Here is a 15,825-nt window from a genome sequence, read left to right as displayed (position 1 = left end):
TTCTGTTATATCCTTACTCTCGTTTTGTGTATGAGTCTATTGTAGATTTTATCTTGGGTGATCATATCTTTTTTGTGAATCCTATTTTATTATTGATGGTAAAGTTTATGACGATGGCGCTTTGCTTCGGATTTAGTTGGATTATTGCACCTATTGGATTGATTTATCTCTATTTTTATCATTCAAAACAAGAAAAGTTGATAAGAGAAGATACCAGAGAATAAAGAGAAAGTGGCAAAATTTAGTTTTTGCCACTTTTTTGATCATAATTAGCTATTTTTAGCCACTTTTAAAGGTGAAAAACTTTGAGCAACAGGCATAATTTCAATTGAATTTATATTGACGTGAGCTGGCTGCTGATAAATCCATAGAATGGTATTGGCAATATCTTCAGGTTGGATATATTGAACGCCCTCATAAACTTTAGCTGCTCGTTCATCATCACCTTTAAATCGGACATTTGAAAATTCTGTGCCACCACATAAGCCTGGTTCAACATTAGATACACGAATTGCGGTACCAGATAAATCAGCTCGAAGATTTAAACTGAATTGTTTCACAAAGGCTTTAGTTGCTCCATACACATTACCACCTGGATAAGGATAAGTCCCCGCGATAGAACCTAAATTAATGATTGTACCTTGGTTACGTTCAACCATCTGTGGTAACACTTGGCGAGTTAAATAAATTAGGCCAAGAATATTAGTATCAATCATTGTTTTCCAGTCAGAAAAATGGGTTTGATGAGCTGGCTCAAGTCCTAAGGCTAAGCCTGCATTATTGACTAAAAGCTCAATATTTTTCCATTCATCTGGCAAAGAAGATAATCCAGCATCAATTGATTGTTGATCAGCAACATCCATGACTAATGGATAGAAATTATTTCCCAATTCTTGTTGCAGTTGTTGTAATTTTTCTAAACGACGCGCTGCGCCAATTACTTTGTAACCTGCTTTAACAAAAGCACGACAGGTTGCAGCACCAAATCCCGCTGATGCACCAGTAATTAAAATACTCATCACTTTCCTCCTTTTAAGGTTAATTTAGTTGTTGTAAATAACTATTCCCAAGTTGTTGCATTTGTCGCAAAATCCAATTTTGTCGAGATTGAACATAGGCAGAAGGGCGGTTAGCTTTATATAAAATAGGGTTAGGTAATACAGCTGCAAGTAGAGCTGCTTGATAACGCGTTAATTTAGCAGCACTTTTTTTGAAATAATATTGGCTAGCCGCTTCTACCCCAAAAATTCCTGGCCCAAATTCGGCAATATTGAGATAGACTTCTAGAATACGCCTTTTCGACCAAAAAATCTCTAAACTTAATGTAATTGGTACTTCTAGACCTTTTCGTATCCAACTACGATCTGACCACAAAAAGAGATTTTTTGCTGTTTGTTGTGAAATGGTAGAAGCTCCACGAGTACGTTTAGAAGATTGGTTATGTTTTAAAGCTTTTTCAATTGCGTCAATATCGAATCCCCAATGTTCTGGAAAACGCTGATCTTCTGCTGCAATAACAGCAAGCTGCATCGCTGGCGAAATTTCATCAATACTTACCCAGTCATGCTGTGTGTGATAGTTGGAGTTAAACAGATTTTCCACTGTTTTTTGCAGCATATAAGTAGAATAAGGGATAGGAATAAAACGTAGTAAAACAATGCTACAAAAAAACACGCCGATAAGTATCAAACAATATTTGGCTAAACGTGAATAACAACGTTGTGAGCATAAATGTTTAATCTTTAACATTTAATTGTGTTTTTACCCATTGTAGAAAGTCGGAATCAATACTTTTAATTAAATTAGAACCACGTGTAATGGTTGCAACACTAGTATTAAGATTTTGTTGGATCTCCCGTTGTGAAAGTTTTTTTTCTAATAGTTGCTTGATAATTTGTAGGCGTAAACCAAGAGAGTCGCGTTCATCTGGTGTAAGTAACATCATTAACATTTCTTGTTCTTTGCCTTCTGTAAACCCATTTTTTAAGAAATCCAGGACTTGCTGCCACTGTTCTAAATCTCGACTAATATACATAGTTTGCTCCTTTCACTTACTATTAAACTAGTATACTCGATCAGTTTCCGTTTTGCTGAATTTTTTTCTCGGTTGTTTAGTCAAAATTTGATAGTAATAATCGTAACTTACAACATTTTGCACATAATTTCTGGTTTCATAAAATGGAATTGAGGCGATAAATTCTGCCATAGATAATTTACCATTATTGTCTGCTAACCATTGATCTACTCTATTTGCACCAGCGTTATATGCTGCAGCAATTAATAAACGATTATCACCATATTTTTCAGCTAATTGTTCTAAATGGGTTGTTCCCAAAAGAATATTGGTTAGTGGATCAGTAAGTTTTGTTGCTTGTTGAGGATGATATTGTGCTTGTTGTGCGGTTGCTTTTGCAGTACTTGGTAATAACTGCATTAATCCAATAGCATTAGCAGAAGAACGAACATTTTGACGCCAAGCACTTTCTTGGCGAGCGATAGCCATTGCAAAAGAAAGTGAAATGGTTTTATTGGTTGTATTAATCTCAAACCAAGGTTGATACGCTAAAGGCAAACGTAAACGAATATATTCCCATGCTTTTGCTTGAATAGTTGCCGCCACAGACAAATCATACCAATTTTGCTGTGTGGCATATTCGCTTAATAATAATGCTTGTTCTTTTGTTACATTATTTAATAAGAAAGCCCATTCAGTATAGGCATCATCAATATAACGGAAATAACGCAGTTCTGTGATTCGTTGTAATGCTTGCTGAATTTTAGGCTGTTGCCAAAGAGAATCAAAAGAGATTGGTTGTGTAATATCTTGCATTGGTGGTTGATAATCAATGCCTAAGGTTTCTGCTGCAAGTAAACCATAGAAACCACGTTGTTGGCTTAATTGTTGCAAGACTGTTTTAGCTTGAGTTTGTTTACCTTGTTTTTGATCTTGCCATGCCTGCCAATAACGCCATTCATCTTTGTTTAGTGTGTCTTTGGAAAGTAATTTAAACCATTCAGTAATCGGTTGTTGCTGGCGGATCGCAACACGTAAGCGGCGTTCGATTAATGCCTCATCTTTTAGAAGTGATAATTGTTGGTCACGCCAACTTAACCATTGTGGTTGTGTATTATCAAAAAAACGTTGTAAAAGAGAACGTTTTATTTGATTCCTTTCAGTATCAGAAAATTGCCACTTTTGTTGCCACTGAGCAAGTTGTTGCTGTAGAGTGGAAAAATCTAAATCTTGTTCGGTTATGGTACGGAAATAGCGGGGTAAGTTAGCTAACAAAATTTGTTTATTTTGTGGAGTCACAGACCAATTTTCTGTAATTTTGTTTAAATTTTGTGGTTGAGCTAACAAATTAAGCCAAGATTGTAGGCGCTGTTTTCTTACATCGTCCTTACTCAAATTCTGTAAATAGCTTAATAAACTGCGATTTTGTGCTGTAATCGCTAAATCAGCACGTTGTTGGATAAGTGCTTCACTGAGTTTTCCTACTTGCTGCCAAGCTTCAAAAAGTGGTACACACTGTTTAGGTAAATTTTCTCCAGATAACCATAGTTTCTCAGTGGCTTGCCAAACATTGGTAAGTTCTGTTGGATTTTTTGTTAAATTTTGTACTGCAATCAGTTGCATACAGTGTTGAGCAGTACTTTGTGCAGGGAATTGTTGTTTCCCTGTATTAATCAAAGACCAATTCTTTTGCTGAAATGCTTTTTGGTAGAACTGATCAATCAATGTGTTATTGAGTGGAAAATCTGGATAAGCCGCAAGAAATTGCTGTAATTGTGCTAATGGTATAATTGATTGTTTGATAAGTACTCGATGCCATGCATAAGGATAAAGAGGGTAATCCTGCAAACTAGGTAGTAATTGTGCAGCTAAAGCCACACTATTATCACTGACGTTCCCACTAAGGAATTGCATAAATTCCTGATATTGTTGACGTTGTAAGCTATATTGATCTGTTTGCTGAGCAGGTTGATTTGGGGTTTTAGGTGTTGACGTTTCTGTTGCAAAAGATTGTCCACCAACAACCAAACTTAATACTAACACTGATTTTTGCCAAGCGTTCATATTTGTCTCCATAAAATACTGCTTTTTTATACAGTCTAACACGCTTGGTTGTTGGTGAGAAATTATCGACTCAAATTTTAACGGATTTTCTTCGCTAACATAGTGACAAACTTCATTTTAATACGATTGCCGTGAATGTCGGTTTTATGTAGTTCGCCCATTTCTTCTTGGTATTTAATCAATTCCCAGTCTTGATAATAATTGCGTAATTCTCCCTCTTTAAAGGTAAAGGAGAATGGCATTGGACAAGGAACATCGGCAGTATCCATAGCCGCAACAATTAAGTTGTAACCACCAATATTGGTATGTTGTTGCATATTACGGATAATATTTGGTACTGCTTGCGCATTCAGGAACATAAATACAACGGTAGAAACAATAAAATCGTAATTTTCTTGGATATTCGCTGAGTTAATATCATAAATCGCTGTTTTTACTGGCAGTTGTTCTTTTTCAGCCATTTCATTTAGAAATTGGATACTGTTAGGGTTGTGATCCCAAGAAGTTACATCATAGCCTAACATACTGAGATATAAGCTATTACGTCCTTGCCCACAACCTAAATCCAATACTTTACATGGAGAAAGGATTTCACTTGCTGCTTTTACTTCTGAATGGGTTGCAGTGAGGTTATATTTTTTGCTGAAATAATCTGATTGACGGCAGAGGAAAGATAATTGACATTCTAAATCATCTGAACAGGCTTCAACACGGTGCCAAGCTTGTGGTTCAACTAAAGGAATTTCACTTTCTGGCGTGAAGATATGTTCTGAAATTACATCACCGTCTTCAGTGAGTTGATAAAATTTTAATTTACCTTTTAGAACACGTAATTGTCCCCAGGTACCTACCTTAGTATTGTGCTTTTCTTGAAACATAGCGGGTAAAGTTTTTGTATTCCAAACCGGCATAGTTTTATATGCAATTAATTTATCTTGCATGGTATTTCTCCCCTAAATGACTTGAAGATATTTATTATATACAGATTTAAAATAGCTAGCAGTAACTCCTTCTTATTAAATTTACGCAAACGTTTGCTTATCTAATTATACAAGTCTATAATCGCTCACCTCTTTTCTAATTTCTAAGGAATTTATGAATAACAAGTTACTTTTTACTGTAGAAGATAAACCACCTTTTAGCCTTGGTTTATTATTAGCCGCACAACATCTTTTAGCTGCATTAGGTGGAATTATTGCAGTTCCTTTAGTTATTGGGAATGTTTTACATTTGCCAACGCCAGATACGATTGTTTTAGTAAATGCAGCATTATTAATTTCAGGGGTTGTTACGATTATTCAATGTCTTGGTGTTGGACCTATTGGAATTCGTTTACCAAGTGTAATGGGAACGAGTTTTACCTTTGTTGCAGCAGCGTTGGCTATTGGGTTTAGCCAAGATGGCGTGGCAGGAATTTTAGGTGCTTCATTAGTGGGATCTTTAGTGATGATTGTTGGCAGCTTTTTTATGCCATCTATTCGTAAATTATTCCCACCTGTTGTGACGGGTACAGTTGTTACAATGATTGGCTTGAGTTTAATTCCAGTGGCTGTGGATTGGTTTGCTGGTGGGCAGCGTGGTGAACCGCAGTATGCAACACCAGAAAATCTCACAATGGCACTATTTGTATTAGCTTTAGTTGTTATCCTAGTGCAATGGGGAAAAGGGATTTTTTCTGCGGCGGCAATAGTAATTGGTATGTTAGCGGGTTACTGTGTGGCACTTGCTTTAGGCTGGGTTAGTTTTGAAGGGGTGAAACAAGCTCAAGTATTTGCCTTACCACAACCATTACATTTCGGATTAGCTTTTCCAATTTCAGGCATTATTGGTATGAGTATCGCTTATTTAGTGACTATTGTTGAATCAAGCGGTAACTTTTTGGCATTAGGTAATGCAACTAAAACAGAAATTACGGGTGATCATTTACGTCGCGGCGTGCTTTGTGATGGGATGGGATCGGCATTAGCAGCGATTATGTCCACAACGCCATTTTCTTCTTTTTCACAAAATATTGGTGTGATTTCTTTAACAGGTGTTGCGAGTCGTTATGTGGTCGCTATGACAGGTGGATTATTAGTACTCGCTGGATTGTTCCCAGTATTTGGTGCATTAATTGTATCTATTCCGTTACCAGTATTGGGCGGTGCTGGATTGATGATGTTTGCAATGATTATTGCAGCAGGTATCCAGATGTTGGATAAAGTGGAACGTACCAAACGTAATGGGTTAATTATTGCAATTTCAATTGGTTGTGGTTTAGCGGTAACAACGCGTCCAGAAATTCTTGATAAATTACCGAGCTTCTTTAAAGAAATTTTTGGTTCAGGGATTACGGTAGGTTCGTTACTTGCTTTAATTTTGAATTTAGTATTACCACAAGAGAAAGAATAAATAGGTTTAAAGATGGAAAGTAGCTTGCTTAAGCTACTTTTTTATTTATCAAATAATAAATAAACATAATTTTTGTAAAAAAGAGTAGTTATTATTAGTTAGTTTATGCTTTAATCAAAAAGGATAATGTAAACACAAATAAGGGGTAACTATGGGTGTAAAAGAGTGGTTTTTTAACCAACCTGATAAACCTATCGTAATGAGTAAACCTGAAATTGATCGGACTTACCGTAAATTTCGGATTGAAATCGTGACAGCGGTATTTCTATCTTATGCTGTCTTCTATTTAACACGTAAAAACTTCTCGGCAGCGGCACCAATGATGTTAGAACAAACTGCTCTCACTGCAGAGCATTTTGCTGTGATGTCGTCTATTTTCTATATCTTATATGGATCGATGAAGTTTGTTGGTGGAATGGTTGTGGATAAGATCAATCCATGAGCAATGACAGGCCCTGCGTTAATTGGTGTAGGGATTGTCAATATTCTATTCGGTTTTTCGGATAGTATTACTGCTTTTTATATTTTGTATGCATTAAATGCAATCTTACAAGGAACCAGCTTCCCACCAATGGCGAAAATTATGGCATCTTGGTTCTCTAAAAATGAACGTGGGCGTTGGTGGGCGATTGTTGAAGCTGCACATAATATTGGCGGTAGTTTAGCTCCATTATTAACAAGCTTTGCAATTGCTTGGAGCGGTAGTTGGAAAATGGGATTCTATGTTCCAGGCGCAATTTCACTGATTATGGGGATTCTTGCATTAATTATGATTAAGGATCGCCCTGGATCAGAGGGATTACCTTCTGTTGGTGAATGGCGTAATGACCCAACCGAATTAGCACAAGTTAAAGCAAGCCCATCTAATCTTGGTTTTTGGGAAATTTTCTTTAAATATATTCTTAAAAATCCATTAGTGTGGGTCATTATTGTTGGTGATCTTTGTGTCTATATTGCACGTACTATCTTAAATGACTGGCCGCAAATCTATTATGTACAAGCGCATGGTTGGGATTTAGTTAAAGCTAACTCAATTATTACTTGGTTTGAGGCTGGTGGATTAGCAGGGGGCCTAATAGCAGGTTATTTATCGGATTTCTTATTTAGAAGTAACCGCTGGATGACGGGATTAATGTTTGCATTAATGTTATGTGTGTCAATTGTATTAGTGCCAATTGTACAAGATAGTTCTTATGTCTTAACTGCCTGCCTATTTACAATTATGGGCTTTGCACTTTACGGACCACATATGTTGTTTGCTGTGGGATGTTTAGATGTAACGCATAAAGATGCAGCAGGTTCTATTACTGGATTTAGAGGATTATTCAGTTATGTCGGCGCTGCATTGGCAGGTGTACCAGTAGTTATGATTAAAAATGTTTGGGCGTGGGATGGTGTATATATGTACGCATTAATCTCAATTTTAATCACTACTCTTTCATTAGCGATTCTTGCTAAATTCCACCGATTATAATTTAGGTTAAAAAAACAAGCGGCATAAATTAAGCCGCTTGTCGTTGTGTTTTATTTGAGGATAGAAAATTAGCGTTTAAACATACCACCCATACCGCCTAATCCACCCATTAAGCCTTTCATACCACGCATCATTTTGGCCATACCGCCTTTACGCATTTTTTTCATCATACGTTGCATTTCTTCAAATTGTTTCAACATACGATTAAGATCTTGGACTTGCGTTCCAGAACCAGCTGCGATCCGGCGTTTCCGAGAACCTTTAATAATGGCAGGGTTTTGACGTTCCTTAAATGTCATTGAATTGATCATGGCTTCCATACGCTGGAACATCTTATCATCAACTTGATTTTTAACATGATCAGGTAAATTTTGCATACCTGGTAATTTATCAAGCATTGACATCATACCGCCCATTTTTTTCATTTCTAGTAATTGTTCACGGAAATCTTCCAACGTGAATTCATCACCTTTTTTAAATTTTTGAGCCATTCGTTCTGCTTTTTCTTGATCAACATTACGTTGTAAGTCTTCGATCAAGGAAAGCACATCACCCATACCAAGGATCCGAGAAGCAATACGGTCTGGATAGAATGGTTCTAACGCGTCCGTTTTTTCTCCCATCCCTAAGAATTTAATTGGTTTACCGGTAATTTGACGAATAGAAAGGGCCGCACCACCACGTGCATCACCATCTACTTTGGTTAAAATTACCCCAGTTAGCGGTAGGGCTTCATTAAAGGCTTTTGCTGTATTGGCTGCATCTTGCCCGGTCATTGCATCCACAGTAAATAATGTTTCAACCGGATTTAATACTTGATGAATTTGCTTAATTTCATTCATCATTTCTTCATCAACGTGTAAACGACCTGCGGTATCGACAATCAATACATCAAAAAATTTTAATTTTGCTTCTGCCAAGGCAACTTTAGCGATTTCAACAGGATTTTGTGAGGCGTCTGATGGAAAGAAAGTTGCATTAACAGTCTGTGCAAGTGTTTCTAATTGTTTAATTGCCGCAGGACGATAAACGTCGGCAGAAACGACCATAACTTTCTTTTTATGACGTTGTTGTAAGAATTTTGCGAGTTTACCTACACTTGTTGTTTTACCAGCCCCTTGTAAACCTGCCATTAAAATTACTGCAGGAGGTTGTGTAGCAAGGTTTAGCGTTTCATTTGCCTCACCCATAGCTTTTTCTAATTCGGCTTGAACAATCTTGATGAATTCTTGGCCTGGAGTAAGACTTTTATTAACTTCAACGCCTAATGCACGTTCTTTGACTTGATTAATAAATTCACGCACGACCGGTAAAGCAACATCAGCTTCTAATAACGCCATGCGAACTTCGCGTAAGGTATCTTTGATATTATCTTCGGTTAAACGTCCTTTACCACTAATATTACGTAGTGTACGAGAAAGGCGATCGGATAAATTTTCAAACATAGAAATTCCTGATTTTATGTGATTTGCCATAGCGTTAAGAAGAAATCAGTAACACTAGGTAAAAGATGAACAAAAAACAGTTGGCATTATACCGAAAATTTGTTTGTTTTCATCATTCACACATAATCCTATGGAAAATTTAGGTAAAAACTGCTAACTTTTTAAGGCTTATAGTTTTTTAAGAGAGCAAGAATTATGTTGTGGATTGGCGTATTGACGATTGTTGCATATTTAAGCAGTATTTTATTAATTACCCCAGTATTAATGAAAGTTCAGCAAGGGGAAACAACAAACATTACGCAATCTGGGAAACAGTGGATTTTCCATAGTGCAATAGTAGCGATTGTTTTACATATTATTGGCTTAGCGAATAGTTTTTTTGTATTAGGCGGGCAAAATTTTACCCTGTTTAATGTTGCTTCTTTAATTGCTGTTTTAGTTAGTATCTTTGTCACTATTGCTATTTTACGTACCAATACACTTTGGTTTCTGTTACCGATTGTGTATTGTTTTGCCATTATTAATGTGATTGGTACAACATTTTTCCCAGGTAATTTTATTAAACATTTAACTGAAAATGGCGGACTACTTTTTCATATCACATTAGCTCTGTTTAGTTATGCGGTGTTTTTCATTTGTGCGCTGTATGCATTGCAATTAGGTTGGTTAGACCGTAATTTAAAACAGAAAAAAATGACTTTTTCGCCGATGATTCCACCATTAATGAAGGTAGAAAAACAACTGTTTCAGTTATTAATTTTAGGCGAAGTATTACTCAGTATTACCTTGATTAGTGGTAGTATTTATTTGCCGAATTTCTTTTCAGTAGATCAAATTCAAAAAGCCATTTTCTCTTTTATTGCGTGGATTGTTTTTGGCATTCTGTTATTGGGACACTATAAACTGTATTGGCGCGGAAAAAGAGTGATAATTTACACAATTTCAGGTATGATTTTGCTCACTTTCGCCTATTTCGGTAGTCGCTTAGTGATTGCCTAGGAAAAGTTGGTGGTGCGGTAATATGATCAGGAGAGTTATCGCACTAAATGATTAATTTAATATAGGATTTTATTTTGGACAGTATCCCCATAAGTACACTATTTATTTTACTAATTTTGTTACTTATTCTTTCTGCATATTTCTCAAGTTCTGAAACTGGATTACTCTCATTGAATCGCTATCGTGTACGATACTTAGCGGAGAAGGGAAATCGAGGTGCACAAAAAGCTGAAAAACTATTGAAAAAAACAGATATTTTACTCAGCTTTATTCTTATCTTTAATAACCTTGTTAATATTATGGCTTCTGCGATTGCCACCATGATTGGATTGCGCATGGGGGGAGATGCGGGTGTTGCTATTGCAACGGGAGTACTTACTTTTGTAATGTTGGTATTCTCTGAGATTTTTCCAAAAACTGCAGCAGCAGTTTATCCAGAGAAAGTAAGCTTTTTTAGTAGCCATATTTTAACTGTTCTAATTAAAATCTTTATTCCTTTGGTCTATTTTGTCAATTTTTTCACCAACGGTTTAATGCGTTTAATGGGATTAAAACCAGATATCAAATCACATTCCATTAGTGCGGAAGAGTTACGTACGATAGTGAATGAATCAGGGAAGTTTATTCCACATGCTCACCAACAAATGCTGTTATCTATTTTGGATATGGAAAAAGTGACGGTGGAAGATATTATGGTGCCACGTAATGAAATTAGTGGGATTGATATTGAAGATGACTGGAAGTCAATTATGCGTCAATTAAACCATGCGGCACATAGCCGAGTGGTGTTATATAAAGAAAATATGGATGAAAATGCACTAGGTATTTTACGGGTGCGCGAAGCTTATCGGTTAATGTTAAATACCAATGAATTTACTAAAGAAACATTAATGCGAGCAGCGGATGAAATTTACTTTATTCCTGAAGGGACAACGTTAAATGCGCAGCTTCTTAATTTCCGTAATAATAAAGAACGTATTGGCTTAGTGGTTGATGAATACGGCGATATTAAAGGCTTAGTGACTTTAGAGGATATACTTGAAGAGATTGTCGGTGAATTTACCACATCTAACTTGCCATCTATTGAAGATGAAGTACAGCAACAATCTGATGGCACGGTGATTATTGATGGCTCGGCAAATATTCGTGATCTGAACAAGATGTTTAATTGGCATTTAGATACTGATGAAGCCAGAACGTTTAATGGTTTTATTCTTGAACATTTAGAAGATATTCCACAAGAGGGTACAGAGTGGAAAATCGGTAATCTGAAAGTCAAAATATTAGAAGTGAGCGACAATATGATTAAACAAGCAAAAGTAAAGCGCTTGAGTTAATTATTTTTCTAAAAATAGGCAAAGATTGCGTTGAATGTAAACAGCGCAATCTTTTTCTTTTATTTCAGTAGTTGTTTTACCACCTCAACAACCCCTTCGGTTGCTTTTTTAGCGATAACTGTAACATGGCGTTGTATAAAGCCAGTATTTGGATTGGGATCGATTAGATAGATTTTTGCATTAGCTTTTGTTTGATGGATAAGGCCGTTAGCTGGGTAAACTTGTAATGATGTACCAATCACTAATACCACATCAGCAATAGAAACTAAATCAATTGCTTGATCTAACATTGGGACATTCTCACCAAAAAAGACAATATGAGGCCGCATTGGATGGCCTTGAGGATCTCTATCAGTAATAAGTAGGTCTTGATAACAAGGAACAATATAGTCCGGATCAAAGCTACTTCTGGCTTTATTTAATTCACCATGCAAATGCAAAACAAATTGGCTACCAGCACGTTCGTGCAAATCATCAACATTTTGTGTAATGACTTTTACGTCATAAGCTTGCTCCAATTCTACTAGGGCAAGGTGAGCTGCATTAGGTTTTGCTGCTGCGGCATTACGTCTTCTCATATTATAAAAATCGAGAACTTTTTGTGGATTACGGCGTAAAGCTTCTGGTGTACAGACCTCTTCGATTTTGTGACCAGCCCATAAGCCATCTTCAGCGCGGAAAGTAGGTAATCCACTTTCAGCACTAATACCTGCGCCAGTCAATACCACACAAATGGGTTTCATTTTGTGTTCTCCTAACGATTTAAAATAAATTTTTCAATAATTTCAGCAACACCTGATTGTTTATGATCTGCGGTAATGTAATTGGCAATCGCTTTGATCTCATCAGTTGCATTCCCCATGGCAACCCCTAAACCAGCATATTCGATCATATGTAAGTCGTTACCTGCATCACCAATACAAATAACTTCTTCTGCTTGGATATTGAGGTGTTGAGCTAATTTTTCGATGCCGCTTCCTTTGTTTGCTGCTGGTGGCAGAAATTCGAGGAAAAAGGGAGTACTGCGTACAATAGTATATTGATTAGCTATATGATCTGGGAGTTGTTCCAGAGCTTGATCTAATTTTTCAGGTTGATCTACCCACATAGTCTTAATGACAGGTTCATCATCAGCGAGAATAGAGAAATCAATAATATTAAGTGGAATACGATTAATATCAGCATCATGTTGGCTATAAGAATTAGGATGTGGCGCAATTAAGCCTCGTGATTCAGAAAATGCATGACTAAATACACCAAATTTTTCTGCATATTCTACTAACGTTTTACAGTCTTTCCCGGTCATTTCTTGGCGAGTAATAATTTTACCATCACTACGTTGTACTAATGCCCCATTAAAACAGAGTACATAGTCATCTTCTCCGAGTAGGTCAAGTTGCTGTAAATAAGGGCGCAAACCTTCTAAAGGACGCCCAGAAGCGAGTACAATTTTTACACCAGCTTGTTTTGCAGCGTGGATAGCTTGTTGATTGCGCTCACTAATATTTTTCTGCTTATCCAATAGAGTACCGTCCATGTCGGTAGCAAGTAATTTGTATTTCAACATAATGTATCCTTTATGATTTATTTTAGTAATTTAATTTTATTTACTCTGAAATGGCTTTGGAATAAAATCAACACGCTTTTTTATATTAATTCTTGAAGGAGAAAACAATGCGACTTTCGTTAAAACCAGTGTGGGTGGCCTTATTTGGCAGTACATTCATCAGCACGCTTAACGCAGCAGAGTTGAATTTACGTGTAATTGAAACAACCGATTTACACGCAAATATGATGGATTATGACTATTACAAGGATGCGCCTTCGAGTGTAATTGGTTTAGTTCGGGCGGCTGATTATGAGTCGACTGCTCTGACCGACTGAGCTATGGGGGCAGCGGAAAAAAGCGGAGCGATTATAGACAACAATAGCAAGGAAGTCTAGAGTCGATCATAAGATTTTGGCTTATTTTTATCAAACAGTATATTAAAATTATATAACCAATAATTAATACTGCTCCTTAATTAATTTACCGCTTTCTTTTATATATGTAAACACTATTTTGTAATTATATTGATCATTTATATCATTAAATTGTTTCTACTAGATTACGTAACATATCTGCATCATATTCAATGTAGCTTAATGTTGTTTTAATGTCTTTATGTCCTAGCAGCTTCTGTGTGCCGTACAAATTTTGTTCAGGCTTTTTCATGAGTGTTGTCGCTATTGTATGCCTGAATCTATGTGATGATAATCGTATATGAGTAATCTTGGATAATTTTCTAAAAAAATACGATAGTTGATCTTCTGTCATATCGCCGTTAATTTTTGTCGTTTTTGATACATGATTGATATTAAATATCTTCTCATCATCTGGTATGTTCCTTTTATGTAGCTCAGTGATTAAAGTTTTTAGATAAGGATAAAGTTTTGATGAGATCGGGATGATATGATCATCATGATTTTTATTTATGTAATGCGGTATAAATATAGTGCGCTCATTTAAGTTAATATGATCAATTTGTAATTGTAAAAGCTGATTTCGTCTTATTCCTGTTAGTAAAAAAGTAAAAATTAATGCTTGTGCATAAAAAACTGGACAATAATCGCCGCACATCTTCGACAAAGCTTGTTTATCATACTGTTTTTCTAAGAAATCGACTAATGTATTCACATCTTGTTGTTTAATTGTCTTTCTTTTTTTCTTTGATTCTCGCAGAAATGTTCCTGAGAAAGGATTGTCCATTTTTTTGATAATCTTATTTTTAATCCCGAAATTAACCACTGTCTTACAATGACGAATGTAAGTATTCCATGTTGTAGAATTGATAGTTTGTAGTTTTTTATTTTGCCATTTAAAAATAACCTCTTTAGTAATTTCGCTAACAAATATTCCTGGATGATCTTTAGTAAATAAAGAAACCATCTTTTTGTAACTTTTTTTGGATTTTTCTCTCAAATATTTGTAGGTTAAAAAAATATCTAATAATTCATCTAAAGTTAAATCTTCACTGAAATTATTATTCTTCATCATTACTTACATCCTGTAAAGTAAGATACATATTGTTAAAATACTGTTTGTTTGTAAAAAATTCAATATTTTCAATCAAATAGCCTTTTACTCTGGATGTTTTATAATTTCCTTTTATAATACAAGTCCAAATATTGAAATTTCCTGGTTGCTTTTTCTTATGTAAATTCAATCTTTGAAATTGTTTCTGTAACTCTCTCCAGGAGTTAGTGTTACCTGCTGTTGTTTGGCAATAGACTTGAAAAATACCTGGGGTTACTAAAAAAATACAATCGTTAACGAAATGTATTTTTGCTTGTGGTTCATTTATTGGGAATGTGTCGTTAGCAAGTGATGTTTTCAGCCATTCTACAAATTTTTCTGCATTTATTTCTGCATTTATTTCTGTATTTATTTGGTCTGTATTATCTGTCAGTAACGTTATAGTATCGGATAATGTTGAAATTTTTTCGGTTGCATGAACTAGTTCATTAGTAATACTGTTTTCTTGTTTCTGTTCATCTTGCTTTTGTTCTGTATTATCTGGTGTATTAAAAAGGTTTAATGCAAAATCAAAACTATCGTTAAATTTTTTCTCTTGTGTATCTATTGGGATAATATTATTAACATCTGTACCAGAATTATCATCATCAGTATTCTTTTGTTCACTTTGATTATTGACAATAACTATTCCGTTAAACACAGCTGGTCGCTTGTCAATACTGTCCCAGATTAATGATGGACTTACTTTTAAGAGGGTAAAAGAGATTTGAGGTTGCCAGCCAGCATTTGATTTTATTTGGGCATTCCAAATTGCTTTATTATCGGGTGTTGATTCAATAATTCTGTGTGCTTGCATTTCATCAAATAATTTGCTGTTTTGGGCAGGAACGGAAATACCTTGTTGCATGAGATAAGCACGGATTTTGTCTGTTACTGTTTTACTAACAAGCCAAAGCCCTTCATCTGTTAGCCAGCCATCTGAACCACTTTTCTCATTATTAAGTTGGAGATCATGTTCGATAAGGTAACGTAAGGCGGTAAGAATTTGGTTAGCAAAAGATTTTTGAGGTTGTTTTAGTTTTGTT

16 protein-coding genes and 1 pseudogene are annotated in these 15,825 nt (G+C 35.7%); 7 read left to right on the top strand and 10 right to left on the bottom strand.

Going from position 1 to position 15,825, the window contains the following annotated elements:
- Nucleotides 1-224 (top strand): annotated as a pseudogene (locus PF272_RS09545) (hypothetical protein); the annotation flags it as partial.
- A gap of 45 nt (nt 225-269) precedes the next feature.
- On the opposite strand, the gene PF272_RS09540 reads toward PF272_RS09545, so the two are convergent.
- The 5 genes from PF272_RS09540 to tehB all read right to left on the bottom strand — a co-directional run bounded on the left by PF272_RS09540 (nt 270) and on the right by tehB (nt 5,019).
- Nucleotides 270-1,019: an SDR family oxidoreductase gene (locus PF272_RS09540; protein WP_271142574.1), complete on the bottom strand. Its 750-nt coding sequence runs from the start codon at nt 1,017-1,019 to the stop codon at nt 270-272.
- Nucleotides 1,020-1,038: 19 nt separating this feature from the next.
- Nucleotides 1,039-1,749 (bottom strand): monofunctional biosynthetic peptidoglycan transglycosylase, encoded by a 711-nt coding sequence (gene mtgA, locus PF272_RS09535; RefSeq protein ID WP_271142573.1) that lies wholly within the window; start codon nt 1,747-1,749, stop codon nt 1,039-1,041.
- On the bottom strand, nt 1,736-2,035 hold the full coding sequence (trpR, locus tag PF272_RS09530; protein ID WP_271142572.1) for a trp operon repressor: 300 nt from the start codon (nt 2,033-2,035) through the stop codon (nt 1,736-1,738). The genes mtgA and trpR overlap by 14 nt, the downstream gene beginning before the upstream one ends.
- Nucleotides 2,036-2,062: 27 nt before the next feature.
- Nucleotides 2,063-4,078 carry a transglycosylase SLT domain-containing protein gene (locus PF272_RS09525; RefSeq protein ID WP_271142571.1) on the bottom strand — a complete coding sequence of 672 codons (2,016 nt, stop codon included), beginning with the start codon at nt 4,076-4,078 and terminating at the stop codon, nt 2,063-2,065.
- Nucleotides 4,079-4,155: 77 nt separating this feature from the next.
- A complete protein-coding gene (gene tehB / locus PF272_RS09520; RefSeq protein WP_271142570.1) occupies nt 4,156-5,019 on the bottom strand; it encodes an SAM-dependent methyltransferase TehB in 864 nt (287 codons plus the stop codon).
- 154 nt (nt 5,020-5,173) lie between these two features.
- On the opposite strand from tehB, the gene PF272_RS09515 reads away from it, so the two are divergent.
- The 3 genes from PF272_RS09515 to PF272_RS09505 all read left to right on the top strand — a co-directional run bounded on the left by PF272_RS09515 (nt 5,174) and on the right by PF272_RS09505 (nt 7,943).
- Entirely contained in the window at nt 5,174-6,469 is a 1,296-nt protein-coding gene (locus PF272_RS09515) for a nucleobase:cation symporter-2 family protein (protein ID WP_271142569.1), read from the top strand.
- Nucleotides 6,470-6,620: 151 nt separating this feature from the next.
- Nucleotides 6,621-6,911, top strand: a complete 291-nt coding sequence (locus PF272_RS09510; protein ID WP_271142568.1) for a hypothetical protein — start codon at nt 6,621-6,623, stop codon at nt 6,909-6,911.
- 3 nt (nt 6,912-6,914) lie between these two features.
- Complete coding sequence (locus PF272_RS09505; protein WP_271142567.1) at nt 6,915-7,943, top strand: MFS transporter; 1,029 nt, start codon at nt 6,915-6,917, stop codon at nt 7,941-7,943.
- A gap of 68 nt (nt 7,944-8,011) precedes the next feature.
- Here PF272_RS09505 and ffh read toward each other — a convergent pair whose 3' ends face one another.
- On the bottom strand, nt 8,012-9,388 hold the full coding sequence (ffh, locus tag PF272_RS09500; protein WP_271142566.1) for a signal recognition particle protein: 1,377 nt from the start codon (nt 9,386-9,388) through the stop codon (nt 8,012-8,014).
- Between the two features lie 198 nt (nt 9,389-9,586).
- Between ffh and PF272_RS09495 the strand changes: the two genes are divergently transcribed.
- Nucleotides 9,587-10,387, top strand: coding sequence for a cytochrome C assembly family protein (locus PF272_RS09495; protein ID WP_271142575.1), 801 nt, complete (start codon nt 9,587-9,589; stop codon nt 10,385-10,387).
- A gap of 74 nt (nt 10,388-10,461) precedes the next feature.
- Nucleotides 10,462-11,724, top strand: coding sequence for an HlyC/CorC family transporter (locus PF272_RS09490; RefSeq protein ID WP_271142565.1), 1,263 nt, complete (start codon nt 10,462-10,464; stop codon nt 11,722-11,724).
- Nucleotides 11,725-11,783: 59 nt separating this feature from the next.
- Here the strand turns inward: PF272_RS09490 and PF272_RS09485 are convergent, their stop codons facing one another.
- Together PF272_RS09485 and PF272_RS09480 are read right to left on the bottom strand one after the other, a co-directional pair.
- The gene (locus PF272_RS09485) at nt 11,784-12,467 is read right to left on the bottom strand and encodes a Sir2 family NAD-dependent protein deacetylase (protein ID WP_271142564.1); all 684 of its coding nucleotides are present in this window, start codon (nt 12,465-12,467) and stop codon (nt 11,784-11,786) included.
- Nucleotides 12,468-12,478: 11 nt separating this feature from the next.
- A complete protein-coding gene (locus PF272_RS09480; protein ID WP_271142563.1) occupies nt 12,479-13,291 on the bottom strand; it encodes a Cof-type HAD-IIB family hydrolase in 813 nt (270 codons plus the stop codon).
- Nucleotides 13,292-13,398: 107 nt separating this feature from the next.
- Between PF272_RS09480 and PF272_RS09475 the strand changes: the two genes are divergently transcribed.
- Nucleotides 13,399-13,608 carry a hypothetical protein gene (locus tag PF272_RS09475; RefSeq protein WP_271142562.1) on the top strand — a complete coding sequence of 70 codons (210 nt, stop codon included), beginning with the start codon at nt 13,399-13,401 and terminating at the stop codon, nt 13,606-13,608.
- A gap of 205 nt (nt 13,609-13,813) precedes the next feature.
- Here PF272_RS09475 and PF272_RS09470 read toward each other — a convergent pair whose 3' ends face one another.
- The gene (locus PF272_RS09470; RefSeq protein WP_271142561.1) at nt 13,814-14,761 is read right to left on the bottom strand and encodes a tyrosine-type recombinase/integrase; all 948 of its coding nucleotides are present in this window, start codon (nt 14,759-14,761) and stop codon (nt 13,814-13,816) included.
- Nucleotides 14,748-15,825, bottom strand: a 1,078-nt coding sequence (locus tag PF272_RS09465) for a helicase/relaxase domain-containing protein (protein WP_271142560.1), incomplete at its 5' end; no start/stop codon positions are given. The genes PF272_RS09465 and PF272_RS09470, both read right to left, overlap by 14 nt.

The organism is Gallibacterium faecale, from assembly GCF_027920745.1.
GTDB classification, from domain to species: Bacteria; Pseudomonadota; Gammaproteobacteria; order Enterobacterales; family Pasteurellaceae; genus Gallibacterium; species Gallibacterium faecale.
The sequence above is the reverse complement of the archived record's forward strand: the minus strand, read 5'-3'. Positions and strand labels throughout refer to the sequence as shown.

Excerpts from the sequence above, each read along its gene's own strand:
- PF272_RS09540 (WP_271142574.1), bottom strand. The coding sequence starts at position 1,019 with ATGAGTATTTTAATTACTGGTGCATCAGCGGGATTTGGTGCTGCAACC.
- mtgA (WP_271142573.1), bottom strand. The coding sequence starts at position 1,749 with ATGTTAAAGATTAAACATTTATGCTCACAACGTTGTTATTCACGTTTA.
- trpR (WP_271142572.1), bottom strand. The coding sequence starts at position 2,035 with ATGTATATTAGTCGAGATTTAGAACAGTGGCAGCAAGTCCTGGATTTC.
- PF272_RS09525 (WP_271142571.1), bottom strand. The coding sequence starts at position 4,078 with ATGAACGCTTGGCAAAAATCAGTGTTAGTATTAAGTTTGGTTGTTGGT.
- tehB (WP_271142570.1), bottom strand. The coding sequence starts at position 5,019 with ATGCAAGATAAATTAATTGCATATAAAACTATGCCGGTTTGGAATACA.
- PF272_RS09515 (WP_271142569.1), top strand. The coding sequence starts at position 5,174 with ATGAATAACAAGTTACTTTTTACTGTAGAAGATAAACCACCTTTTAGC.
- PF272_RS09510 (WP_271142568.1), top strand. The coding sequence starts at position 6,621 with ATGGGTGTAAAAGAGTGGTTTTTTAACCAACCTGATAAACCTATCGTA.
- PF272_RS09505 (WP_271142567.1), top strand. The coding sequence starts at position 6,915 with ATGACAGGCCCTGCGTTAATTGGTGTAGGGATTGTCAATATTCTATTC.
- ffh (WP_271142566.1), bottom strand. The coding sequence starts at position 9,388 with ATGTTTGAAAATTTATCCGATCGCCTTTCTCGTACACTACGTAATATT.
- PF272_RS09485 (WP_271142564.1), bottom strand. The coding sequence starts at position 12,467 with ATGAAACCCATTTGTGTGGTATTGACTGGCGCAGGTATTAGTGCTGAA.
- PF272_RS09480 (WP_271142563.1), bottom strand. The coding sequence starts at position 13,291 with ATGTTGAAATACAAATTACTTGCTACCGACATGGACGGTACTCTATTG.
- PF272_RS09475 (WP_271142562.1), top strand. The coding sequence starts at position 13,399 with ATGCGACTTTCGTTAAAACCAGTGTGGGTGGCCTTATTTGGCAGTACA.
- PF272_RS09470 (WP_271142561.1), bottom strand. The coding sequence starts at position 14,761 with ATGATGAAGAATAATAATTTCAGTGAAGATTTAACTTTAGATGAATTA.